Source organism: Alloalcanivorax venustensis (assembly GCF_047495515.1).
Taxonomy (GTDB): Bacteria; Pseudomonadota; Gammaproteobacteria; order Pseudomonadales; family Alcanivoracaceae; genus Alloalcanivorax; species Alloalcanivorax venustensis.
In genome coordinates this window covers 943,480-965,882 of sequence record NZ_CP179934.1, presented here as the reverse complement: position 1 = coordinate 965,882, position 22,403 = coordinate 943,480, and the positions used below count along the sequence as shown (strand labels likewise).

The following is a 22,403-nucleotide window of genomic DNA, read 5'->3' as shown; positions in this document are numbered from 1 at the left end:
CTAGCGCACCCCGGCGGAGAGCGTCTCCGGCTGCACCAGCTGCCCGGTGAGCGGGAAGCGGATGGTCACCCGCAGGCCGCCGTGGGGGTGGTTGTCCAATGCCATCTCACCGTGGTGCATGTCGACGATGCGCTTGACGATGGCCAGCCCCAGACCACTGCCGCTCAGGGTGCGCGCCTTCTCGCCCCGGGAGAACGGCTGCAGCAGCAAGGGAATGTCCTCCTCGCGCACGCCCTTGCCGTGGTCGCGCACCACCAGCACCAGGGCGTTGTCGTCCAGGGCGGTGTCGATCTCCACCGGCGCGGCGCCGTACTTGAGCGCGTTGGTGATCAGGTTGGAAAGCATGCGCTTGACGGTGAGCCGCTTGAGCATCAGCCGCGGCAGGTCTTTTTGCCGGATGCGCAGCTGCTCCCCGGGGTACTTGGCGGCCACCTCGTCGATCAGGTCATTGAGGTTTTCGTAGTCGGGCTGCTCGTCGGCGCCGTCGCGGATAAACGAAATGAACTGATCGAGAATCGCGTCCATGTCCTCGATGTCGGCGATGATGCCCTGGGACATCTCCTCGTCGTTGAGGAATTCCGCCGACAGCCGCAGCCGGGTCAGCGGCGTGCGCAGATCGTGGGACACCCCCGCCAGCAGCAGGGCGCGGTCGCGCTGGGACTGCTGAAGCTGGCTGGTCATGCGGTTGAAGGCGCGGTTCACCGCCTGGATCTCGGTGGGGCCGAGGCTGTCGTCGAGCACCGGCACCGCTTCACCGCGCCCCACCTTGAGCGCCACCCGCGCCAGCCGCCGCAGCGGCCGGTTGAGGCTGCGCGCGATCAGCAGACCGCCGATCACCGCCAGCAGCGGCACCGTCACACCCCAGCCCAGCAGCAGGTAGCGGTCGTAGTCGCGGAAGAAAGCCATCGGCACCCGCAACCAGCGGTCGCCGAACGACGGCGCGGTGACCCACAGCACCGGCTGGCGCTCGTCTTCCAGGCGCACGGTGGCGGCCTCGCCGAGCAGCTCGGAGACTTCGTCGCGGAACCGCTCCACCACCGGGCGCGACAGAATCAGGCTTTCCGGGCGGCGCAGTTCCGGCGGCGTGCCGGCGTTAATGCCGGTGGTCTCGCCCAGCTGCCGAGACAGGCTGGCGTCGCCCTCGCTCTGGAACACCAGCTCCGCCTGCAGGGCGGTCAGGCGGGCGTATTCCCGGATGCCCGGCAGATAGGCGTTGCGGGCAAAAAACCACAGGGTGATGCCCTGGCTGAGGCCGATCACCAGACCGATGATCAGCGCCGAGCGGGCGAACGAGCTTTTGGGCAGGAAGTTGGGCATGGAGGGATTCTACCCGCCGGCGTTCAGTCCGGCACGAACACATAGCCCACGCCCCAGACGGTCTGGATATAGCGCGGTTTGGACGGGTCGTCCTCGAGCAGGCGGCGCAGGCGCGACACCTGCACGTCGATGGAGCGTTCCATGGCGGACCATTCGCGGCCCCGGGCCAGGCTCATCAGCTTGTCGCGGGTGAGCGGTTCCCGCTCGTTCTGCACCAGCGCCTTGAGCACCGCGAACTCGCCGGTGGTGAGCGGCTGCGGCTCGCCCTCGCGGGCCAGGGTGCGGTTGCCCAGGTCCAGGCTCCAGGGGCCGAAACGCACCACGGATTCGTCCTTGCTGGGGGCGCCGGGCACTTCCCGCACATGGCGGCGCAGCACGGCGCGAATGCGGGCGCTGAGCTCCTTGGGGTTGAACGGCTTGGGTAGGTAGTCGTCGGCGCCGGCGTCCAGGCCCTCGATGCGTTCCGCGTCGTCGCCCTTGGCGGTGAGCATGATGATCGGCAGGCGGTTGTCGTCGTCGCGCAGGCGACGGCAGATCGACAGGCCGTCCTCGCCGGGCAGCATCAGGTCCAGCACCATCAGCGAATAGATCTCGCGGGACAGCGCCCGGTCCATCTGGTCGGCGTCGGCCACCGCCTTGACGGCGTAGCCCTGCTCTTCCAGGAACCGTTGCAGAAGACCGCGCAGGCGGGCGTCATCGTCCACCACCAGAATCTTTTCCACTTGTTCGCTCATGGTGCTCCTCGCCGAAAGGACTACGGGAATGGATCCCGGAGGCCCGGTGTACCCGCCGCGCGTCCGGCAGGCAAATCTGGATTGTATAGAAAGATTACCGGCCGCCGCGAACCGGTGACGCCATGCGGCGCTTGGTGGCGGAACGGATCGGCTTACCTTTGCCCCCGGGCCTGCTATCATGCGCCCGCCGATGGGTTCCGAAGGAGACAAAGATGGCCAAGATTCTCGTGGTGGACGACTCACCCACGCAACTGACCAACCTGGTCAAGATGGTGGAAAATCAGGGGCACGAGGCAATCACCGCCAGCAACGGCCTGGAGGGCATCGAACAGGCCCGTGCGCAGAAGCCGGACCTGATCCTGATGGACGTGGTGATGCCGGAGCTGAACGGCTTCCAGGCCACCCGCAAGATCAATAAGGACGCCGAGCTGGGCGGGATTCCGGTGATTCTGGTCACCACCAAGGACCAGGAAACCGACAAAGTCTGGGGTGAGCGCCAGGGCGCCGCCGGCTACATCGTCAAGCCGGCCCAGGAGCCGGAACTGGCGGCGATGATCAAGCGCGTGCTGGGCTGAAGCCCGGCGCTCCCCGCAGCAACCATAGCCCGCCCCGTCACGTCAATCTATGAACGGCCGGAGTCATTCCCTATGATTCCGGTCGTTTCGTTATAAAGCGGCGCCATACCGCGCGCGCCGCCGTGCAAGCCAGGACTCTTCCATGCAAAGCATCGAACAACTGATCGCCCAGGAAATCAACGCCCAGCCCCGGCAGGTGGCGGCCACCGTGGCCCTGCTGGACGAAGGCGCCACGGTGCCGTTCATCGCCCGCTACCGTAAGGAGGTGACCGGCGGTCTGGACGATACCCAGTTGCGTACACTGGAAGAGCGGCTGCGCTATCTGCGCGAGCTTGAAGAGCGCCGCGAGACCATCCTCAAAAGCATCGCCGAACAGGAAAAACTGACCCCGGAACTGGAAAAGGCGATCCAGGAAGCGGACACCAAAACCCGCCTGGAAGACCTCTACCTGCCGTACAAGCCCAAGCGCCGCACCCGCGCGCAGATCGCCCGCGAGGCCGGCCTGGAACCGCTCGCCGACGCGCTGCTGGACGATCCCGGCCAGGATCCGGAGCAGACCGCCGCCGGCTACCTGAACGAAGAGCACAAGATCGCCACCGCCAAGGACGCCCTGGACGGCGCCAAGCAGATTCTGATGGAGCGCTTCGCGGAAAACGCCGAGCTGCTCACCCGGCTGCGCACCTTCCTGTGGGAAAAGGCCCAAGTGCAGGCGAAGCTGGCCGACGGCAAGGAAGAAGAGGGCGCCAAGTTCCGCGACTACTTCGAACACCAGGAAGCGCTCAAGAACATTCCCAGCCACCGCGCGCTGGCGCTGTTCCGGGGCCGCAACGAGGGCGTGCTGCACGTCTCCATGGTGCTGCCCGAGGAGCTGGAAAGCGCCCAGCCCCACCCCTGCGAAGCGATGGTCACCGAGGTGGCGGGCTGGCGTCACGAAGGCCGCGCCGCCGACGACTGGCTCGGCGAGGTGATGCGCTGGACCTGGAAGATCAAACTCAACACCCACCTGGAAACCGAGCTGCTCGGCCGCGTGCGCGAAATGGCCGAGGAAGAAGCGATCCAGGTGTTCGCGCGCAACCTGAAAAGCCTGCTGATGGCGTCGCCCGCCGGCCCCAAGGCCACCATGGGCCTGGACCCGGGCCTGCGCACCGGCGTCAAGGTGGTGGTGGTGGACCCCACCGGCAAGCTGCTGGAACACACCACCATTTTCCCGCACCAGCCCAAGAAGCAGTGGGATCAGTCCCTGGCGACGCTGGCCAAACTCTGCGCCAAGCACGATGTGTCGTTGATCGCCATCGGCAACGGCACCGCCAGCCGCGAGACCGACAAGCTGGCCGGCGAGGTGGTCAAGCAACTCAGCGACCGTAATATCCAGAAAATCATGGTGTCCGAAGCGGGCGCCTCGGTGTACTCCGCGTCGGAAATGGCGGCGCGGGAGTTCCCCGACCTGGACGTGTCGTTCCGGGGCGCGGTGTCCATCGCCCGGCGTTTGCAGGACCCGCTGGCGGAGCTGGTGAAGATCGATCCGAAGTCGATCGGCGTGGGCCAGTACCAGCACGACGTCAGCCAGGTGAAGATGTCGCGCTCCCTGGACGCGGTGGTGGAGGACTGCGTGAACGCCGTGGGCGTGGACGTGAACACCGCCAGCGCGCCGCTGCTGGCGCGCATCGCCGGCCTCAACACCACCATCGCCGGCAACATCGTTACCTTCCGCGAGAAGAACGGCGCCTTCAGTGATCGCGGCGCGCTCAAGCAGGTGCCGCGCCTGGGCGAGAAAACCTTCGAGCAGGCCGCCGGCTTCCTGCGCATCATGGGCGGCGCCAACCCGCTGGACGCTTCTTCAGTGCACCCGGAAGCCTACCCGCTGGTGGAGCGCATCGCGGAAAAACACGGCCGGCCGCTCAAAGACCTGATCGGCGACGCGCCCTTCCTGAAGAAAGTGAACGCCGGGGACTTCACCGACGACGTGTTCGGCCTGCCCACCGTCACCGACATTCTCAGCGAGCTGGAAAAGCCCGGCCGCGACCCGCGCCCGGAATTCAAGGCGGCGGAGTTCAAGGAAGGCGTGGAGACGCTGAACGACCTGAAGCCAGGCATGCTGCTAGAAGGTTCGGTGACCAACGTCACCAACTTCGGTGCCTTCGTGGACGTGGGCGTGCACCAGGACGGCCTGGTTCATGTCTCCGCCCTGGCCGACAAGTTCGTGGAAGACCCCCACGACGTGGTCAAGCCCGGCGACATCGTCAAGGTCAAGGTGATGGAGGTGGACCTGCCCCGCAAGCGCATCAGCCTGACCATGCGCCTGGACGAACGCCACCAGGACCAGCCGAAAAGCGCCGACGCCCCCGCCGGCCGCCCCCGTGGCCGGGGCGGCAAGCCCAAGGGCGGCGGTCGCGGCCAGTCGGGCGGCGGCCAGAAACCGGCGGCGCAGGGCGCCCTGGGCGCGGCCTTCGCGAAGGCGTTCGAAGACAAGAACAAGCGCGGCTGACCCTGATGTTAACCGGCCCCGGGCCTGCCATACTGGCAGGCCGCGCGATCAACCTCCCTGTCGGATAGGCCCATGACCGATACGCTCAGCCAGCGAATCCAGGCACTGCTGGATTCCGAAGCCGCCGCCACCCTGGCTCACATTCGCCGTGGCATCGAGAAGGAAAGCCTGCGGATCACCGACCAGGGCCTGCTCGCGCACACTCCGCACCCCCGGGAGCTGGGCTCGGCGCTGACCCATCCGTATATCACCACGGACTATTCCGAATCGCTGCTGGAATTCATCACCCCGCCCAGCACCGACCTGCAGCAGCCGATCGAGTTTCTTGAGAATCTGCACCGCTACGCCTACCGGCACATCGACGACGAACTGCTGTGGGTGAACTCCATGCCCTGCATGATCGCCAACGACAACGACGTGCCGGTGGCGGAATACGGCAGCTCCAACGTGGGCCGCATGAAGCACATCTACCGCATCGGCCTGGGCCACCGGTACGGGCGCAAGATGCAGACCATCGCCGGGATCCACTACAACTTCTCGTTCCCGGATGAGTTCTGGCGCATCAACCGCGAGCTGGAGGGCAGCGAGGCCCCGCTGCGGGACTATATCTCGCAGCGCTATTTCGACCTGACCCGAAACTTCCAGCGCTATTCCTGGCTGCTGGTGTATCTGTTCGGCGCCTCGCCGGCGCTGTGCTCGTCGTTCCTGGCCGGCCGCGAACACCAGCTGCTGGAGCGCTTCGACCACAGCCTCTACCGGCCCAACGCCACCAGCCTGCGGATGAGCGACCTGGGCTACCAGAACAACGCCCAGTCGTCGCTGGCGATCAGCTACAACAATCTGGACGACTATGTCCGCACCCTGACCCACGCCATGAAGACGCCGGACCCGGTGTATCAGAAGCTGGGCGTGCGCGACGCGCAGGGCCGCTACCAGCAGCTCAACGCCAACATCCTGCAGATCGAGAACGAGTACTACTCGTCGATCCGCCCGAAACGCACCATCAACAGCGGCGAGCGCCCCACCCTGGCGCTGCAGCGGCGCGGCGTGGAATACATCGAGATCCGCGCCCTGGACCTCAACCCGTTCGAGCCGGTGGGCATCAATCAGCAGGAAATCCGGTTCCTGGACCTGTTCGCCACCTACTGCCTGCTGCGCGAATCGCCGCGCCTGGAACACTGCGACCTGGACGCCAGCAAGGAGAACCTGCGCCGGGTGGTCTACGACGGCCGCAACACCGGCGTGCAGCTGAACAACTGGGGCAAGTCGGTCTCGCTGCGTAACTGGGGGCTGGAAAAGCTCGACCAGATGCTGCCCATCGCCGAGCTGTTCGACCGCTGCCACGGCCATGACGGCCAGCACGGCCGGCTCTACCGGGACGCCCTGGAGCAGCAGCGCGAGAAGCTGCTAGAGCCCGACGCCACCCCGTCCGGGCGCATTCTCGACAAGCTGGAAAGCCGGCAGCAGAGCTTTTTCGGCTTCGCCATGAACCAGGCCCTGGCGCACCGGGATCACTTCCGTTCGCGGCCGCTGGACACCAACCTGGAAGCCGAGTGGCGGCGCCTCGCCGAAGACAGCCTGGCGGAGCAACAGGCGGCGGAAGCGGAAGCGGAGATGCCGTTCGAGGCGTACCTGGAGGCCTATTTCCGCGGCTAAGCCTATATTCTGACGAATGGTCGTTTTTTGTACATCAATGGTACTAGCGGCTATCCCCGGCGGTGCTAGTCTGCCCCCGTTGAAGGAGGGATAGTTATGTTTGATCCGACATCCGACCCGTTCGAGAAAGCCTACAACCGCGGCTGCATGTGGGGCATGGCCGGCGGTCGCGTGGACCAGTGTCCTTACCAGGACGAGGCGCTGGAGGAATGGTGGGTGCAAGGTTGGGACGCCGGCGCCGCCGCCTGGCATCATCACCGGGAACCCGCCGCCTCGCGCAGCGTCTGAAGGTAACGGAGCCCCCAGAACCCCGCCGCCGGGCCGCTTGTCCGGCGGCGGGGTTTTGCTTAGGGTGCGTTGACGCTTGCCGGATTCAAACAAGGAAAAACAACCATGTCGTCCCTTCTTCCCAGCCCCCGTGCGCTTAACGGACTCACCCTGCTTGGCTGCCTGGCGGCGCTTGCCGGCGCGCTTTACATGCAGCATGTCGAAGGCCTGGAACCCTGCCCGCTGTGCATCTTTCAGCGCATTGCGCTGATGGTGGTGGCGGCGGTACTGCTGGTCGCCACCCTGCACGGCCCGCGCGGCGTCGGCGTGCGTATCTACGCGCTGCTGACCGCCATCGCCACCCTGGCCGGCGCCGGCATCGCCCTGCGCCACCTGTGGCTGCAAAGCCTGCCCGCCGACGAGGTGCCCGCCTGCGGCCCCAATCTGGATTACATGCTGGACGCCTTCCCGCTCACCGACGTGCTCACCCAGGTGCTGTCCGGCTCCGGCGAATGCGCCGAAATCAGCTGGCGTTTCCTCGGCCTGACCATTCCCGGCTGGTCGCTGGTGGTGTTCGGGGGCGTGCTGGTGGTGGCTCTGATACAATTGCTGCGCCCGCGCCGGGGCTGAGCGAGCCGCCTTCTCCGCACCTTCGGCGCGGGTCTTTGCGTTTGGGAGATCCGCCCGATGGTCGACGGCCTGCTGATTCTGCTTCTGTTTCAATTTCTCGGTGAGCTGGTGATTCATTTCACCGGCCTGCCGCTGCCCGCCCCGGTGGTGGGCATGGTGCTGCTTCTGCTGGCGCTGATGTTCAGCGTTCCCTACAGCGACCGGGTGGCGGACGCCTCCGGCGCCCTGATCCGTCATATCAGCCTGCTGATCTTTCCGCTCGGCGTGGGCATCGTGCTGCAGTGGGAGCGTTACAGCGACTACGCGCTGGCGCTCACCGTGGCGGTGATCTTCGGTACCATCCTGGCGCTGGTGCTGGTCACCCTGCTGCTCAAGTTGCTGCTGCGCGAGCGCGGCAAAGCCGGCCAGCGAGGAGGCCGTGCCGATGGCTGATCTGGTTCACTCGCCGCTGTTCGGGCTGCTGCTCACCCTGGCCAGTTACCGCATGGCCACCTGGCTGTACGGCAAGGTGCACAGCCTGCCGCTGTTCCACCCCTTTATCGTCGCCTCGATCCCGGTGATCGTGGTGCTGCCCCTGGTGGGCGTGTCCTACAACGAGTACCGCGACCAGACCCAGGTGCTCTCCTTCCTGCTCGGGCCGGCCACCGTGGCGCTGGCCTGGCCGCTCTATCGCCAGCTGCACACGGTGCGCAGCGTGTGGCGTCCGATCCTGATCACCACCTTTATCGGCGCGGCGCTGGCCGCCGGCATTTCCATCTATCTGGCCTGGCTGCTGGGGGCGCCGGAGGCGGTGGTGGGCTCGCTGGCGCCGAAATCGATCACCACGCCGATCGCGGTGGAGGTGGTGAAAAGCACCGGCGGCTATGTGTCCCTGGCCGCCGGCGCGGTGGCCATCACCGGGATCGTCGGCGCGCTGGTGGGCGGCCTGGTGTTTCGCGTGCTGGGGGTCAAGGACGACCGCATTCGCGGCTTCGCGCTGGGCCTGGTGGCCCACGCCATCGGCACCGCCCGGGCGTTCGAATTCAGCGAGAAAGCCGGCGCCTTCGCCGGCCTGGCCCTGGGCCTGACCGGCCTGGTCACGGCGCTGGCGCTGCCCTGGCTGTGGCCGCTGATCAGCCCCTGGCTGTTCCCGGGCTGAACGCCGCGGCCGGCGGCGTTATTCGCCCGCTCTCCTAAAGCCCCGCCTCTAATGAAGAAACGGTCTTTCACGGTAAGCCTCTGATCGAAAAGCCGTTTTCTCCCGCCGCGCCGGCCGGCGCCGCCGGTGCCGGGAGATCGCCATTGCCTCGCCGCGAACAGCGGCGCTAGCCTCAATACCCGTCCAATGAAAAGCGCGCGATACCGCAAGGAGCGACCCCATGGCCACGCCCCACTCCCCGGCTCTGCACCCGTCCGCCGCCCTGGACCGCTGGCGGCGCATTGAAGCCCTGCTGCACGCCTGGCTGGAGCAACGCCGCCGCCTGCTGGTTCTGCTCTGCTCGATCCAGGGCCTGGAGGGCTTCCAGCGCCCCGGCTCGATCCAGAATCAGGTGCGCGAATTCTGCCAGTTGCTGATGGACTACATCAGCGCCGGCCACTTCGAGATCTACCAGGAACTGGTCCGCGAGGCGCGCCTGGGCGCCGCCCACCGCGGCGGGACCATCAATCTGGCCTCGCGGATTCTGCATCAGCTGGACCCCTCCACGGAGGAGGCGCTGGCCTTCAATGAGGACTTCGACACCGACGACCACTGCCTGAGCCAGCTGGAGGTGCTGCCCGAGCGGCTGACCCGGCTCACCGAAATGCTCGAGGAGCGCTTCGCCCTGGAAGATCAGCTGATCCTCAGCGTGCACAGCCGCGACACCGCCGAGCGCGCCCGCGTCCTCAACTTCTAGGCGGGCCTTGTGGGAGCTTGCCCTGCAAGCGAAAGGCCGGCTTTAGCCGGCCGGCAGGATCCCAGAGACGTTGCTAGCGGTAGCACCATAAAAAAAGCCACGCTCCTTTGCGGGAGCGTGGCTTTTTTTCGGGTCGGGCTAGCGCGGATTATTCAGCCGCGTCGGCGCCTTCCTCGGACGACTTGTTCTTCGCGCCCTGGTCTTTCACGTCCAGCAGCTCGACTTCGAAGATCAGCACCTCGTTGGGGCCGATGTCGCCGCCGGCGCCTTGTTCGCCGTAGCCCAGCTCGGGCGGCAGGAACAGCTTCCACTTATCGCCGACCTTCATCATCGGCAGTGCTTCCTGCCAGCCGGGGATAATGTGCTTCAGACCGAACACCGCCGGCTTGTCACGCTCGATGGAGCTGTCGAACACGGTGCCGTCGCGCAGCATGCCCTTGTAGTGCACTTCCACGGTGTCTTCCAGAGTGGGTGACTGGGCACCCTCGTCGCCGGATTCCAGCACCTGGTACTGCAGACCGCTGTCGGTGACCTCGACGCCGTCTTTGTCGGCGTTCTCATCGAGGAAGGCCTGGCCTTCTTCCATATTCGCCTGGGCCTGCTCTTCCATCTTCTTCTGGCGGGCTTCCATCATGCGGGTCTGGTAATCACGGATCAGCTGGTCCATGTCCGCGTCTTCGCCGAGGCGGGATTCCGGCTCGTCACCGAAACCGTCACGCAGACCGGCGACCATCGCGTCCAGGTCCAGATTTTCCATGGCGCTCATTTGCTCAGCGCTGCGGAAGCCCAGCGCGTAGGACGCTTTCTGGTCTTCACTCTTGAGCTCCACGTCGGCGCTCTTGTCCTTTTCTCCACCACAAGCCGCCAGCATCACGGTACCGGCGAGCACGATTGCGAACTTTTTCATTATGCCTCCATTGGCTTACGTTTATTTTTTCTGCGCCGGCGGTCCTTCCCCACGCATTTCCTTCGCGGTCATTACGGTCGGCGCTACTGCATGAACGGACTGCACCTCCACACCCGGCGGCGGAATCTGGCCATACTGCCAGCTTCGCGTAGCGTCGCGCCAGCCAAAACAATGAAAGGTGCTCAGATAACGCCTGACCGCGTTTCACCGCGATTGGTTCCCTCGCCGGCCATCGGATATCCCGGCCGGGCCTCCGATTCCCCGTCGAAGAGGGCTTCATTGTGCCTGTACGGAGGTTTCTGTCAAAAGCGGGATTCACGAAAACGTCCATCAGCGGGTTATAGTGTTGGATAGGGGGCAAACCACTATGCCAAATAACAGTATCGACCCTACTCTGGCTCCAGCTTCCGCGCGTCGCGTGGCGCGTCAGGACGACCGGCGCCTGGTGATCCTGGTCGCCAACAGCAAGGGCGGGTGCGGCAAGACCACGCTGGCCACCAACCTGGCCGCGTATTTCGCTCACTCCGGGCAGGCCGTGACGTTGCTGGATCTGGATCCGCAGCAGTCCGCCACCCAGTGGGTGCGGCTGCGCGAGGACCCGCGCGTGGAAGCGCTGGGCTGGCCGGCGGACGAGCCGGTGTCGCTGGGCCGGCTGCAGGACCAGATGCAGAAGGCCCGCGACGTGGTGGTGATCGACTCCCCGGCGGGCATGGACCGCCATACCCTGGACCATGTGCTGCGCGTGTCGCAGATCGTGCTGATCCCGGTGCTGCCCAGCCCCATCGACATCCGCGCCACCACCCGCTTCGTGCAGAACGTGATGCTGGCGCCCAGCTATCAGCGCCGCCCCCGACGCTTGGCGGTGATTGCCAACCGGGCGCGTACCCGCACGCGCACCTACGAAACCCTGCGCCAGTTTCTCGCCAGCCTGAAGATTCCCTACCTGATCACGCTGCGCGACGCCCAGCAGTACGTGCAGTCAATGAGCCACGGGGAAAGCATGCTTGATCAGAAAGACCCGCGGCATCAGGTGGACCAGCGGCACTGGCGGCTGATCGGCGAATGGCTGGAGGTGCAGCGGCACCTTATTCAGACACTGCCAGGCTTTCGCTGAGCGCCGCCAGCTCTTCCAGCCCGGCCTGCAGGCTCTCGCACTGCCCGGCTTCCGGCACCACCACGAACAACCAGCTCAGCGCCGACACCGACTGCCCGCCGGGCTGCGCCTGGGCCTGGCGGCTGAGTTGCTCCAGCAACAGACGCTCGCCTTCCAGTTCCGCTTCCTGAATCTGGCGTTTCAGCTCCACCGTGCCCTGCCCGTCCGCCGCGCGGCGGCGCACCGCGCGCAGCGGCCGCAGATAGTCGGCCTCGAACTGTTCCGCGTAGGCCAGCAGTCGACGGCCCAGGGCCGGGTCCGGCCGGCGCCCGGCGTCGCTGAGCCAGAGCGCGGTGAGCAGCACCGCCACCGGCACGCCGTGCTCGTCCTGCAGGCGCAGACACACCCGCTCGATACGCTTGTCGCGCCACAGCCGTAACGCGAAACGCCACAATGGCGCCTCTTTCATGGTGTCCTCCCGGGCGATCTCCGCCGCCGGCCCTTCTGTTATTCCGGCGCTTGCCATACACTGCGCCGGTCCGGAATTCGCCGATCCCAAGGCCCCTTATACCATGCTGTCCCTGGAACACATCAATTTGCGCCGCGGCCCGGAGCTGCTGCTCGAAGACGCCAGTTTCGTGCTGCATAAAGGCACGCGCGTGGGCGTGGTGGGGCGCAACGGCAGCGGCAAGAGTTCGCTGTTCAAGCTGATCATGGGCGAACTGGAAAGCGACGGCGGCACCGTGCAGCGTCCCGCCGACTGGCGCTTCTCGATGATGGTGCAGGAAGTACCGGCACTGGCGCAGCCGGCGCTGGATTACGTGCTCGACGGCAACCGCGCGCTGCGGCACTGGGAGGCGGCCCTGGCCAAGGCCCAGGACAGCGACGACAACACCGGCATCGCCCGCGCCCACGCCGAACTGGACGCGCTGCGCGCCTGGGAGCAGCCGGCCCGCGCCGCCACGCTGCTGGCCGGCCTGGGCTTCTCGGACAGTCAGCAACAACAGCCGGTGAGCGCCTTTTCCGGCGGCTGGCGCATGCGTTTGAATCTGGCCCAGGTGCTGATCAGCGACGCCGACCTGATGCTGCTCGATGAGCCCACCAACCACCTGGATCTGGACGCCATTCTCTGGCTGCAGCAGTGGCTGGTGCAGCACCCCGGCGCCTTGATGTTGATCTCCCATGACCGCGCCTTCCTGGACGCCACCGTGTCGGAGATCCTGCATATCGAACACGGCCGCCTGAAACGCTACGCCGGCGACTATTCGGATTTCGAGCGTCAGCGTGCCGAGCAGCTGTCCCTGCAGCAGAAGCTGCACGACAAGCAGCAGGCGCAGGTGGCGCACATGCAGAAGTTCATCGACCGCTTCCGCGCCAAGGCCACCAAGGCCAAAGCCGCGCAGAGCCGCATCAAGGCTCTGGAAAAGCTGGAGCGCATCGCCCCGGCCCACGTGGATTCCGGCTTCGAATTCGACTTCAAGACGCCTCTCAAACTGCCCAACCCCATGGTGCTGCTGGAGAACGCCGCCTGCGGCTACCAGGACACCACCATCCTGAGCGCGGTCTCCATGAGCCTGCGCCCGGAATCGCGGGTCGGCCTGCTGGGCCCCAACGGCGCCGGCAAGTCCACGTTGATCCGCACCCTGATGGGCGAATTGCCGGCGCTCTCCGGCCACGTTCAGCGGGACCCGGACCTGAAGGTCGGCTACTTCCACCAGCAGCAGGTGGACCGGCTGGCCGCCGACGAAAGCCCCTATCAGCTGCTCCACCGCCAGCACCCCAACTGGAGCGAGCAGCAGTTGCGCAACGAACTGGGGCGCTTCGGTTTCCACGGCGACAATGTGTTCGACCCGGTGGGCCGCTTTTCCGGCGGCGAAAAGGCGCGCCTGGGGCTGGCGCTGATCGTGCACCAGAAGCCCAGCCTGCTGCTGCTCGACGAGCCCGCCAACCACCTGGACCTGGACATGCGCGAAGCGCTGACCATGGCGCTGCAAAGCTTCGAGGGCGCGGTGGTGCTGGTGTCCCACGACCGCCATCTGCTGGAAACCACGGTGGACGAATTCCAGCTGGTGGCCGAGGGCGGCGTGCGCCCGTTCGACGGCGACCTGGACGACTACGCCCGCTGGCTGCAACAGTCGCGCCGCGAGGCCAAGGCCCCCGCCGGCGACAACAAGACCGCCGGCAAGGACGACGCCAAGCAGCGCCGCCAGGACGCCGCCCGCCTGCGCGAACAGCTCAGACCGCTGAAGAAGGAAGTGGACAAGCTGGAGAAGCAACTGGACCGGCTGGGCACCGAACTGAGCGAGGTGGAAACCGCGCTGGGCGACGAAACCCTCTACACCGACCCGGCCCGCAAAGGCGAGCTCAGCGAGTTACTGAGCCGTCAGGGCGACCTGAAAAGCCGCCACGAAGAGTCGGAGATGGCGCTTCTGGAAGCCATGCAGGCCCTGGAAGACGCCGAAACCGAATAGCTATTCCTTGCTGAGCAGCGCGGCGCTGCCGGCGCCGCAGGCCACCACGGTTTTCATCATCTGCTCCACCGGAATGTCCGGCCGCCGCTCCACCAGGTCCTCATGGACGTGATAGATAAAGCCGGAAGTGGGGTTGGGGCCGGTGGGCACGAACACGGACAGATGGCCGTCCTCGTGACGGGAAGTGATCAAGCCCAGCACCGTGGCGGGCACCTGACGCCCGTACAGCCACACCCTCGCCACTTCGCCGCGCATCAGGCTGTCCTGGCTGCCACCGAACAGTTGCATGGTCACTTCCTTGACCAGCCGGTACCCCGGCAGGCGCTCCATGCCGCGCTTCTCCAGTTTTTGCCACAGCCAGCTGCCCAGGCTGGTGGCCACCAGGGTGCCGACCAGAAAGCAGAACACCACCAGCACCGCCACCACCACCCAGTCGGCGGCGAACTTGGGCAGCCCGAAGAAACGCACCACCAGGCCGGTGAACGGCGCGATCAAACCGGTGGCGGCGTCGTAAATCCATTTAAAGAAGAACGCGATGATGGAGATGGGCAACAGAATCAGCAGCCCGCCCAACAGCGACTTTCGGATAAAGAACCAGATACGGTTATCGTTTTCCATGGGCGCGCGGCGGCTCCGTTGCCGGGGTTTCAGGAATACCAGATTCGGTTGACGTAGAGACAGCGTTCGCCGTTCGGGGTTCGCACCCAGGCCTCGTCGTCCACCCGCTTACCAAGCAAGGCCCGCGCCAGTGGCGCGTCGACACTGATCTCGCCACGGCTGCCGTCGGCCTCGTCAGGGCCCACCAGGCGGAAGCGCTCGACCTTGCCGTCGTCGTCCTCCACTTCCACCCAGGCGCCGAAGAACACCTTCCCGGTATCCTCCGGCGCCCGCTCGACCACGTTCATGCCGTCCAGACGCTTGCTCAGGAAACGGATGCGCCGGTCGATTTCGCGAAGCTGCTTCTTGCCGTAAATATACTCGGCATTCTCCGAGCGGTCGCCCTGGGCGGCGGCCTCCTGCACCGACTTGGTGATCGGCGGCCGCTCTTCCTTCCAGAGCCGCTGCAGCTCTTCGTTAAGACGCCGGTAACCCTCCGGCGTGATGTATTTGGAGGCGGGTTTGCCTTTCGGTCGCCAACGGCCCATGGGTTACTCCCTTCCCTGTATCAATCGTGGCGCTCGGGACGACACCACCGCGAGCTTGAGCCCGAACGGCGCCAGTAATTTCTCCACGGTGCCCAGAGTGGGGTTGCCGCGGCCCTGTTCAATATCCTGAATCACTCGCGCGGACACGCCGGTGAGTCGACTGTATTCACTCAAGGTGAAGCGCAGCTCGCCGCGCAGCAGAGAGACCACCTGGTCCACCGACAGCTCCGGTCTGGCCTGGATGTGGCTCAGCACTTCGCGACGCCGTTCGACCTGCTCCGCCGGGCTCATTTGGGCGTAGCGCTTATCCATGCAGACGCTCCAGTTGGTCCGCCAGTTTCAGAATACCCGGTCGCAGCCTTGCCACCAGGTCCGCGTCCACGCCGAGCAGGCCCATGCGTTGTGGCAGCCCCCGCAGACAGGGCGCCATGTCCCGCAGTGCGCGTCGCAACAGGCCGGCCTCCAGGTTGCCCGCCGCCGCCAACGCTTCCGTGACGTCCTGCCAGTCCGGCTGCCCGCCGTTATCGGCGTGCCAACGGCTCTGCCGGGCGATCCCGTCCGGGTGCAGAAACATGGGCGCGAAATCGAACACCGGGGTCAACGCGATACGGCCATCCTGATACCGGGCGATGGCCGTATTGCGGGCGTGGTTGTCTTTGTTACCCAACGCCAGATTGGCGACGTCACGCTTAAGGTATTCAATGATTTCCGTTTGCGGATCGGTGACCACCTCGGCCAGAGCCCGGCAGGCGTCTTCATGCTGCAAACCGAGACCGAAGCCTGCCCGGCCACATAACGAAGCGAGACTCTCCTGGGCGATCCGCTGCACGCCGCCACCATCAACGCCGCGGTCGAAACGCGGGATGAACAGCGTGCGTCCGTGCATCTCCAGAGCGCCGTGAACGCGCAGGCCCAACGCCCGGGCCAACGCCATATAAAGGGCCTCAGCGCGCAGGATGGCTTCCAGGTCCCGGTCCGTGCCGCGCTGGAATTTGACCAACCAATGACGCCGGGCACGGCTGTCCTCCAAGGTATGATCCAAATAAAGCAGGCCGTTGTCGGCCTCGGTAAGCAGAATCTTCGGCCACTCACCCTGGACACCGGAGGAACCGGCCACGAACAGGCCGTGCCCGGCCAGATGCTCCACGAAATCTTCATGGCGGCCCGCCACTTCGTCAAAGCGGAACCCGCGTGCCGGACCGGCCTGCCCCTCGGCCAGCCAGTCCCAGGCTTCCTTGATGCGCAAGTTGCCAATCGGATTGCCGGCGCCGGCCCTCAGCAACGGCCAGTCCCCACTGGCTTCAACGGTGGCCGGCTGGTCCAACTGGCGCAGTAACTCCTGTCGCCCGTAGCCTTGTGGCAACACGTCCAACAGCCAGGCCGGCCAGGTGTCCTGGTCATCAATTTCCAGGGATACGGGAAAACGAACCCCACAGGCCGCGGCGTCACGACGCCCCAGATAATCCAGAGCGTAATCCGGCAAGTAGGTGGTGTAGGTGGGCGTGCGCCAACCCTGGTGTTCGGGGCCGGCCAGGCTGATCACCGCCGCGTCCCGCCACGCTCCGCCTACAAAGATCTGTGCTGTACACTTATTATCCATTTCCGCACTATATCACCATATTGGACGCCATAATAATTGTTTTATGGCATAATAACGCCATTATAGAGCGCGGCGCCGGCTCGTTTTCCCCTTGCCGCGCCGGCTTGGTAAACTGCGTTTCCCATTCGTTATCCCTTCCCATCGAGAGGTTCGGCCCATGTCTTTCAACCGTGCCCCCTGGCCGGCCAGCCGCATGCGCCGCATGCGCAAGGACGATTTCTCCCGCCGCCTGATGCGCGAAAACACCCTCACCGTGGACGACCTGATCTACCCGGTGTTCGTCCTCGACGGCGAAAACCACACCGAAGCGGTGCCCTCGATGCCCGGCGTCGAGCGCATGACCGTGGACCTGCTGTGCGAGGAAGCACGCCAGCTGGCGGACCTGGGGATCCCGGCCATGGCCCTGTTTCCGGTCACGCCGGTGGCGGTGAAAAGCCTGGACGGCGCCGAAGCCTGGAACCCGGACGGGCTGGCCCAGCGCGCCACCCGGGCGATCAAAGAGGCGGTGCCGGAGATGGGCGTGATCACCGACGTGGCCCTGGACCCGTTCACCACCCACGGCCAGGACGGCATCCTCGACGAGGACGGCTATGTGCTTAACGACGTCACCGTCACCGCCCTGGTCAAGCAGGCGGTGTCCCACGCCGAGGCCGGCGCCGACATGGTGGCGCCCTCGGACATGATGGACGGCCGCATCGGCGAGATCCGCCAGGCCCTGGAAGGCCACGGCTTTCCGAACACCCGCATCATGGCCTACTCCGCCAAGTACGCCTCCGCCTATTACGGCCCGTTCCGCGACGCGGTGGGCTCGGCGGCGAACCTGGGCAAGGCGGACAAAAGCACCTACCAGATGGACCCGGCCAATTCCGACGAGGCGCTGCACGAAATCGCGCTGGACCTGGCGGAAGGCGCCGATGTGGTGATGGTGAAGCCGGGCATGCCCTACCTGGACGTGGTGCGCCGGGTGAAGGACGAGTTCAAGGTGCCGGTGTACGCCTACCAGGTGAGCGGCGAGTACGCCATGCACATGGCGGCGTTCCAGAACGGCTGGCTGGACCAGGACAAGGTGATGCTGGAATCGCTGCTGGCGTTCAAGCGCGCCGGCGCGGACGGCATTCTGACCTACTTCGCCAAGGCCGCCGCCATCAAGCTCGCCGAACAGAAAAGATAATTGCAGGTGCGGGCCTTGTGGGAGCGGGCCCCGCCCGCGAAAGGGAGCGAAGCTCCCGGCGGGATACCTGAGCTCTCTGGCATCTCGCCGGCCGGCTTTGCCGGCCTTTCGCGGGCGGGGCCCGCTCCTACAAGTCAGAAGTTGTAGCTTGCCTCGCCGAGGATCACGCGGCGCTCGCCGTAGCCACAGTCGAGACCTTCACCACGGCACCAGGACACATACTCCTTGTCCGCCAGGTTCTTGCCGGTCACGGTGAAGTCCCAGGGGCCGGTGCGGTAGCCGACCATGGCGTCGTAGAGCGTCACGGACGGTACTTCCGGACCGGCACCACTACCGTAGTCGCTGCCCACGGTATCGCCGACATAGCGCACCCCGGCACCGAAGCGGAAACCGCTTTCCAGTTCGTATTTGCCCCAAACCGAAGCGCTCTCTTCAGCGACGTACGCCAGCCGCTCACCGGTCTCATCCTCTCGGGCGTCCAGCTTGGTGTAGTTGGCCAGAACGCTGGCGTTGCCCAGCCGTTTTTTCACCGAGACCTCCCAGCCGTCCACCACGGCGCCGGTCTGCTCGACGCTTTGCGGATTGGCACCGTCAACAACGCGATTGGTTTCTTCGATATCAAACCAGGCCGCCGTGACGGCGAGTCCGTGACGCTGGGACAGGTACTTCACACCGGCCTCGCGCTGCTCGCCGGTGGTCGGATCGAGGCTTTCGCCGAAACCGTCCAGGCCGAGGTTGGGCACGAAGGATTCCGAGTAACTGATGTACGGCGACAGGCCGGAATCGAACCGGTACATCAGGCCCAGCCGCCCAGTGGTGGCGGTGTCGTCGGTATCGGTATCGACGCCGTCAGTGCCCAGCACCGTAGTGGTGGTATCGTCGTAACGCAGCGCACCGGATACCACCACACGGTCGATCTCCATATGGTCGATCACGTACACACCGGTTTGTCTGATGCGGTTGTCGTCTTTATCTTCCGGATCCAGCACCGCGTAATTCACATTGCCGTATTGCGGGTCATAAACGTTCAGATCGGTGCCGCCGCCGGTCGCGCTGAAACTGTTGTCTTCAGTCCACAGTGCGTTCTGTCGATCCACACCGATGGCCAGGGTATGCCGGGTGGCACCGAGGCGCAGGTCGCCTTCCAGCCGCGCATCCACATTGAAGATCTCGGTGCCTTTGTCCGCCATGTAAATGGTGCGGCCGATGGTACCGTCGGCGGCCGGTGCCGCCCCGATATTGGCCCAGTGCTCCCGGGTTTCGGTCTCGGTTTCGGTATAGCGGGCAGTGGTGGCGATCCCCCAGGTGTCGTTAAGGCGGTGATCGACGAACAGGGTGACTTCGTCCTTGCGGCGGTCATAGCGGTCCCAGTCCGGCTCGCCGACAAACGTCTCGGAACCGATGTCCCCCTGCGGACCGGGCTCCAGGGTGCCCTGGGTGGGCAGGAACTGGGCGGACACCGCACCGGTGTTTTCCTGGCTGTTGAAGAGCAGGCTGATGGTGGTGTCGTCGGAGGGCAGCCAGGTCAGCGAGGGCGCAAACACGTATCCGTTGTCGTCCACGTAATCCACCTGGGTGCCGCTGTCGCGCTTGAGCGCCACCAGCCGGTACAACAGCTTGCCGTCTTCGGACAGCGGCCCGGTGACGTCCGCCGCCAGCACCTTGCGATCGTAGGAACCGACCTGCGCGCGAAGCTCGCCCTGCTTCTCCGCCTTGGGCAGCTTGGACACGCCGTTGATGATGCCGCCCAGCTCCGCCTGACCGTACAACACCGACGAGGGCCCCTTGAGCACTTCGACGCGCTCCAGGCCATAGATGTTGGGCCGCACGCTGTTGTAGGAACCGTAACTGGCACGCAGGCCGTCCACGTAAAGCGAGGGCCTCAGCCCCCGCACCATGGCCGAATCGCCGCGGGTATCGAAGCCGAAATTAGCGCCATACACCCCGGACATATACAACAAGGAGTCCTGGATATTCTTGGCGCCGGTGTCTTCCATCAGCTCCCGGTCCACGGTCTCGATGGAGAACGGCTGGCGCTCCACCGGTACGTCCAGCTTGCCGGTGGAGGCCGGCTTGTCGACGTTGATGTAGCCGTCATCGGCGGGGCCTTCGGCGCCCACTTCCACCGGCGCCAGGGTACCGGCGTTGTTCTCCTGCTGGGCGGCGGCCAGCGCCGGCGCGGTCAGCAGCGTGATCAGAGCCGCCGCGGCGGCGAAATCTTGATTGAGCATGATGTTTCCCCAGGAATGACAGTTGGCTGACAAGCCACTAACGATAATCGTTCGCATTATACTTATCATTCCCGGCAAGTGAAGAGGGATCCTTGTCATCCTCTTGTCATGCTAATGTCATCCAATAGGTCCTTCCGCATCCAAGCTCAGGACTCGCAATGAACGCCAACACCGGTATCCAGGGCCCCGATTTGAGCAATCAGGACTTCTACATCAACCGGGAATTGAGCCTGCTGCAGTTCAACCTACGGGTACTCGAGCAGGCCATGGACGAGCACCATCCGCTGATGGAGCGTCTCAATTTCCTGCTGATCTTCTCTTCCAACATGGACGAGTTCTTCGAGATTCGCGTGGCGGGCCTGAAGAACCGTCTGGAAACCGGCACCGGGCGCCCGGGGCCGGACGGCATGCTCGCCGAGGAAGTGCTGGCCGAGGTGGCCCGCGTGACCCACGACGCCGTGCAGCGTCAGTACCATATTCTGCAGAACATCCTGCTGCCGGCGCTGGCCGAGGAAGGCGTGCACTTCTTGCGCCGCGAGGACTGGACGCCGGCGCAGACCGAGTGGGTGAAAAAGTACTTCCGCGACCAGATTTATCCGGTACTGACGCCCATCGCCCTGGACCCGGCGCACCCCTTCCCGAGGCTGGTGAACAAAAGCCTGAATTTCATTGTGTCGCTGGACGGCAAGGACGCGTTCGGCCGCTCCACCGGCCTGGCCATCGTGCCCGCGCCGCGCTCCCTGCCGCGCCTGATGCGGCTGCCGGAAGAGATCTGCGAGGACGGCAACGACAACTTTATTTTCCTGTCCTCGATGATCCACGCCCACGTCAGCGACCTGTTCCCCGGCATGAAGGCCACCGGCTGCTATCAGTTCCGGGTAACGCGCAACGCCGACCTGGAAGTGGATGAAGACGTGGAGGACCTGGCCAGCGCGCTGAAGGGCGAGCTGTTGTCCCGTCGCTACGGCGACGAAGTGCGCCTGGAAGTGGCCGACAACTGCCCCCGCGACCTGATCGAGTATCTGCTGGAGCAGTTCGAACTGACCGAGCAGGACGCCTACGAGGTGAACGGCCCGGTGAACCTGGCGCGCATGTTCACCAGCGTCAACCGGCCGCGCCTGCACTACCCGCCGTTCAGCCCCAAACTGCCGGCGGCGGTGAAGAAGCACGAGAGCATTTTCGAGGCCATCGACCAGGGCGACATCCTGCTGCACCACCCGTTCGAAAGCTTTTCACCGGTGGTCAATCTGCTCGCCGAAGCGGCCCGCGACTCCAAGGTGCTGGCGATCAAGCAGACGCTCTATCGCACCGGCACCAACTCGGAGATTCTGGACCACCTGGAGACCGCCGCCCGTAACGGCAAGGAAGTCACCGCGGTGGTGGAGCTGCGCGCCCGCTTCGACGAGGAGTCCAACATCGAGGGCGCGCGCCGCCTGCAGGAGGCCGGCGCCATGGTGGTGTACGGGGTGGTGGGCTACAAAACCCACGCCAAGATGCTGCTGGTGGTGCGCCGCGACGGCGAAGGCATCAAGCGCTATGCCCATGTGGGCACCGGCAACTACCACACCAAAACCACCAAGATTTACACCGATTACGGCCTGATGACGGCGGAAAAAGGCCTGTGCCAGGACGTGCACAAGATCTTTCAGGAGCTCACCGGCATGGGCAAGGCGGCGCGCCTGAAGCAGCTGAAGCACTCGCCGTTCACCCTGCATCCGAGCCTGGTGCAGTGGATCGATTTCGAAACCGAACAGGCCCTGGCCGGCAAGCCGGCGCGCATCATCGCCAAGTTTAATTCGCTCACCGAAGAGCAGATCATGCGGGCGCTGTACCGGGCCAGCCAGGCGGGCGTGCAGATCGACCTGATCGTGCGCGGCATCTGCTGCCTGCGCCCGGGCATCCCCGGGCTGTCGGAGAACATCCGCGTGCGCTCGGTGATCGGCCGCTTCCTGGAGCACACGCGCATCTACCATTTCCACCACGCCGGCGAGGACCTGGTGTACTGCTCCAGCGCCGACTGGATGGACCGCAACCTGTTCAACCGGGTGGAAACCGCCTTCCCGGTCAACGAACCGGCGCTCAAGGCGCAGGTGCTGGAGCAGGGTCTGGAGTATTACCTGCGCGACAACGGCCAGGCCTGGGAGCTGCACGGCGACGGCATCTACCGCCGCGTGCAGCGGGCCGAGCACGAGGCCCCGTTCCTGGCCCAGCAGGCGCTGCTTGAGGCTCTGTCCGGCGGCGCCTGAG

Annotated in this window: 21 protein-coding genes; 12 read left to right on the top strand and 9 right to left on the bottom strand. The window is 65.3% G+C overall.

Going from position 1 to position 22,403, the window contains the following annotated elements; translation table 11 throughout:
* Positions 1 to 1,317 (bottom strand): ATP-binding protein, encoded by a 1,317-nt coding sequence (locus ACMG4O_RS04615; protein ID WP_414434512.1) that lies wholly within the window; start codon positions 1,315 to 1,317, stop codon positions 1 to 3.
* Between the two features lie 23 nt (positions 1,318 to 1,340).
* Positions 1,341 to 2,051 (bottom strand): two-component system response regulator OmpR, encoded by a 711-nt coding sequence (ompR, locus tag ACMG4O_RS04610; RefSeq protein ID WP_142947490.1) that lies wholly within the window; start codon positions 2,049 to 2,051, stop codon positions 1,341 to 1,343.
* A gap of 212 nt (positions 2,052 to 2,263) precedes the next feature.
* Here ompR and ACMG4O_RS04605 point away from each other — a divergent pair, with 212 nt between their 5' ends.
* The 8 genes from ACMG4O_RS04605 to ACMG4O_RS04570 all read left to right on the top strand — a co-directional run bounded on the left by ACMG4O_RS04605 (position 2,264) and on the right by ACMG4O_RS04570 (position 9,538).
* Positions 2,264 to 2,626 carry a response regulator gene (locus ACMG4O_RS04605; protein ID WP_142947491.1) on the top strand — a complete coding sequence of 121 codons (363 nt, stop codon included), beginning with the start codon at positions 2,264 to 2,266 and terminating at the stop codon, positions 2,624 to 2,626.
* Between the two features lie 142 nt (positions 2,627 to 2,768).
* Positions 2,769 to 5,111: a Tex family protein gene (locus ACMG4O_RS04600; RefSeq protein ID WP_414434511.1), complete on the top strand. Its 2,343-nt coding sequence runs from the start codon at positions 2,769 to 2,771 to the stop codon at positions 5,109 to 5,111.
* Positions 5,112 to 5,183: 72 nt separating this feature from the next.
* On the top strand, positions 5,184 to 6,767 hold the full coding sequence (gene gshA, locus ACMG4O_RS04595; RefSeq protein WP_348321515.1) for a glutamate--cysteine ligase: 1,584 nt from the start codon (positions 5,184 to 5,186) through the stop codon (positions 6,765 to 6,767).
* Between the two features lie 96 nt (positions 6,768 to 6,863).
* Entirely contained in the window at positions 6,864 to 7,055 is a 192-nt protein-coding gene (gene rmf / locus ACMG4O_RS04590; protein ID WP_142947494.1) for a ribosome modulation factor, read from the top strand.
* A 105-nt stretch (positions 7,056 to 7,160) separates the two neighbouring features.
* Positions 7,161 to 7,664 (top strand): disulfide bond formation protein B, encoded by a 504-nt coding sequence (locus ACMG4O_RS04585; protein ID WP_194854766.1) that lies wholly within the window; start codon positions 7,161 to 7,163, stop codon positions 7,662 to 7,664.
* A 57-nt stretch (positions 7,665 to 7,721) separates the two neighbouring features.
* The gene (locus ACMG4O_RS04580; protein ID WP_370185409.1) at positions 7,722 to 8,096 is read left to right on the top strand and encodes a CidA/LrgA family protein; all 375 of its coding nucleotides are present in this window, start codon (positions 7,722 to 7,724) and stop codon (positions 8,094 to 8,096) included.
* Entirely contained in the window at positions 8,089 to 8,802 is a 714-nt protein-coding gene (locus ACMG4O_RS04575; protein WP_370185407.1) for an LrgB family protein, read from the top strand. Before ACMG4O_RS04580 ends, ACMG4O_RS04575 begins: the two co-directional genes overlap by 8 nt.
* 220 nt (positions 8,803 to 9,022) lie before the next feature.
* Complete coding sequence (locus ACMG4O_RS04570) at positions 9,023 to 9,538, top strand: Rsd/AlgQ family anti-sigma factor (RefSeq protein ID WP_142947498.1); 516 nt, start codon at positions 9,023 to 9,025, stop codon at positions 9,536 to 9,538.
* A 148-nt stretch (positions 9,539 to 9,686) separates the two neighbouring features.
* On the opposite strand, the gene ACMG4O_RS04565 is transcribed toward ACMG4O_RS04570, so the two are convergent.
* Complete coding sequence (locus ACMG4O_RS04565) at positions 9,687 to 10,445, bottom strand: FKBP-type peptidyl-prolyl cis-trans isomerase (protein WP_414434510.1); 759 nt, start codon at positions 10,443 to 10,445, stop codon at positions 9,687 to 9,689.
* A gap of 367 nt (positions 10,446 to 10,812) precedes the next feature.
* Here ACMG4O_RS04565 and ACMG4O_RS04560 point away from each other — a divergent pair, with 367 nt between their 5' ends.
* Positions 10,813 to 11,559, top strand: a complete 747-nt coding sequence (locus tag ACMG4O_RS04560) for a ParA family protein (protein WP_194854769.1) — start codon at positions 10,813 to 10,815, stop codon at positions 11,557 to 11,559.
* Here the strand turns inward: ACMG4O_RS04560 and ACMG4O_RS04555 are convergent.
* On the bottom strand, positions 11,531 to 12,007 hold the full coding sequence (locus ACMG4O_RS04555; RefSeq protein ID WP_142947501.1) for a TIGR02444 family protein: 477 nt from the start codon (positions 12,005 to 12,007) through the stop codon (positions 11,531 to 11,533). The two genes, ACMG4O_RS04560 and ACMG4O_RS04555, sit on opposite strands and share 29 nt — an antisense overlap.
* A gap of 103 nt (positions 12,008 to 12,110) precedes the next feature.
* Between ACMG4O_RS04555 and ACMG4O_RS04550 the strand changes: the two genes are divergently transcribed.
* Positions 12,111 to 14,009: an ATP-binding cassette domain-containing protein gene (locus ACMG4O_RS04550; RefSeq protein WP_414434509.1), complete on the top strand. Its 1,899-nt coding sequence runs from the start codon at positions 12,111 to 12,113 to the stop codon at positions 14,007 to 14,009.
* Here ACMG4O_RS04550 and ACMG4O_RS04545 read toward each other — a convergent pair whose 3' ends face one another.
* From ACMG4O_RS04545 to ACMG4O_RS04530, 4 genes are read right to left on the bottom strand one after another with little or no spacing between them, the layout of a single operon-like run.
* Positions 14,010 to 14,627, bottom strand: coding sequence for a DUF502 domain-containing protein (locus ACMG4O_RS04545; protein ID WP_142947503.1), 618 nt, complete (start codon positions 14,625 to 14,627; stop codon positions 14,010 to 14,012).
* 29 nt (positions 14,628 to 14,656) lie between these two features.
* Positions 14,657 to 15,154 carry a transcription elongation factor GreB gene (greB, locus tag ACMG4O_RS04540; RefSeq protein WP_142947504.1) on the bottom strand — a complete coding sequence of 166 codons (498 nt, stop codon included), beginning with the start codon at positions 15,152 to 15,154 and terminating at the stop codon, positions 14,657 to 14,659.
* Between the two features lie 3 nt (positions 15,155 to 15,157).
* Positions 15,158 to 15,466 carry a helix-turn-helix domain-containing protein gene (locus ACMG4O_RS04535; protein ID WP_414434508.1) on the bottom strand — a complete coding sequence of 103 codons (309 nt, stop codon included), beginning with the start codon at positions 15,464 to 15,466 and terminating at the stop codon, positions 15,158 to 15,160.
* Positions 15,459 to 16,697 (bottom strand): type II toxin-antitoxin system HipA family toxin, encoded by a 1,239-nt coding sequence (locus ACMG4O_RS04530; RefSeq protein WP_414434507.1) that lies wholly within the window; start codon positions 16,695 to 16,697, stop codon positions 15,459 to 15,461. The genes ACMG4O_RS04535 and ACMG4O_RS04530 overlap by 8 nt, the downstream gene beginning before the upstream one ends.
* A gap of 214 nt (positions 16,698 to 16,911) precedes the next feature.
* Between ACMG4O_RS04530 and hemB the strand changes: the two genes are divergently transcribed.
* Complete coding sequence (gene hemB, locus ACMG4O_RS04525) at positions 16,912 to 17,925, top strand: porphobilinogen synthase (RefSeq protein ID WP_142947507.1); 1,014 nt, start codon at positions 16,912 to 16,914, stop codon at positions 17,923 to 17,925.
* Positions 17,926 to 18,059: 134 nt separating this feature from the next.
* Here the strand turns inward: hemB and ACMG4O_RS04520 are convergent, their stop codons facing one another.
* Positions 18,060 to 20,156, bottom strand: coding sequence for a TonB-dependent siderophore receptor (locus tag ACMG4O_RS04520; RefSeq protein WP_414434506.1), 2,097 nt, complete (start codon positions 20,154 to 20,156; stop codon positions 18,060 to 18,062).
* A 158-nt stretch (positions 20,157 to 20,314) separates the two neighbouring features.
* On the opposite strand from ACMG4O_RS04520, the gene ppk1 reads away from it, so the two are divergent.
* Entirely contained in the window at positions 20,315 to 22,402 is a 2,088-nt protein-coding gene (ppk1, locus tag ACMG4O_RS04515) for a polyphosphate kinase 1 (protein WP_414434505.1), read from the top strand.
* Position 22,403: the final 1 nt, after the last annotated feature.

Coding starts and splice junctions, on each gene's coding strand:
- ACMG4O_RS04605 (WP_142947491.1), top strand. CDS start 2,264: ATGGCCAAGATTCTCGTGGTGGACGACTCACCCACGCAACTGACCAAC.
- greB (WP_142947504.1), bottom strand. CDS start 15,154: ATGGGCCGTTGGCGACCGAAAGGCAAACCCGCCTCCAAATACATCACG.
- ACMG4O_RS04560 (WP_194854769.1), top strand. CDS start 10,813: ATGCCAAATAACAGTATCGACCCTACTCTGGCTCCAGCTTCCGCGCGT.
- hemB (WP_142947507.1), top strand. CDS start 16,912: ATGTCTTTCAACCGTGCCCCCTGGCCGGCCAGCCGCATGCGCCGCATG.
- ACMG4O_RS04520 (WP_414434506.1), bottom strand. CDS start 20,156: ATGCTCAATCAAGATTTCGCCGCCGCGGCGGCTCTGATCACGCTGCTG.
- ACMG4O_RS04585 (WP_194854766.1), top strand. CDS start 7,161: ATGTCGTCCCTTCTTCCCAGCCCCCGTGCGCTTAACGGACTCACCCTG.
- ppk1 (WP_414434505.1), top strand. CDS start 20,315: ATGAACGCCAACACCGGTATCCAGGGCCCCGATTTGAGCAATCAGGAC.
- gshA (WP_348321515.1), top strand. CDS start 5,184: ATGACCGATACGCTCAGCCAGCGAATCCAGGCACTGCTGGATTCCGAA.
- ACMG4O_RS04570 (WP_142947498.1), top strand. CDS start 9,023: ATGGCCACGCCCCACTCCCCGGCTCTGCACCCGTCCGCCGCCCTGGAC.
- ompR (WP_142947490.1), bottom strand. CDS start 2,051: ATGAGCGAACAAGTGGAAAAGATTCTGGTGGTGGACGATGACGCCCGC.
- ACMG4O_RS04545 (WP_142947503.1), bottom strand. CDS start 14,627: ATGGAAAACGATAACCGTATCTGGTTCTTTATCCGAAAGTCGCTGTTG.
- ACMG4O_RS04615 (WP_414434512.1), bottom strand. CDS start 1,317: ATGCCCAACTTCCTGCCCAAAAGCTCGTTCGCCCGCTCGGCGCTGATC.
- ACMG4O_RS04535 (WP_414434508.1), bottom strand. CDS start 15,466: ATGGATAAGCGCTACGCCCAAATGAGCCCGGCGGAGCAGGTCGAACGG.
- ACMG4O_RS04600 (WP_414434511.1), top strand. CDS start 2,769: ATGCAAAGCATCGAACAACTGATCGCCCAGGAAATCAACGCCCAGCCC.
- ACMG4O_RS04555 (WP_142947501.1), bottom strand. CDS start 12,007: ATGAAAGAGGCGCCATTGTGGCGTTTCGCGTTACGGCTGTGGCGCGAC.
- ACMG4O_RS04565 (WP_414434510.1), bottom strand. CDS start 10,445: ATGAAAAAGTTCGCAATCGTGCTCGCCGGTACCGTGATGCTGGCGGCT.
- rmf (WP_142947494.1), top strand. CDS start 6,864: ATGTTTGATCCGACATCCGACCCGTTCGAGAAAGCCTACAACCGCGGC.
- ACMG4O_RS04580 (WP_370185409.1), top strand. CDS start 7,722: ATGGTCGACGGCCTGCTGATTCTGCTTCTGTTTCAATTTCTCGGTGAG.
- ACMG4O_RS04550 (WP_414434509.1), top strand. CDS start 12,111: ATGCTGTCCCTGGAACACATCAATTTGCGCCGCGGCCCGGAGCTGCTG.
- ACMG4O_RS04575 (WP_370185407.1), top strand. CDS start 8,089: ATGGCTGATCTGGTTCACTCGCCGCTGTTCGGGCTGCTGCTCACCCTG.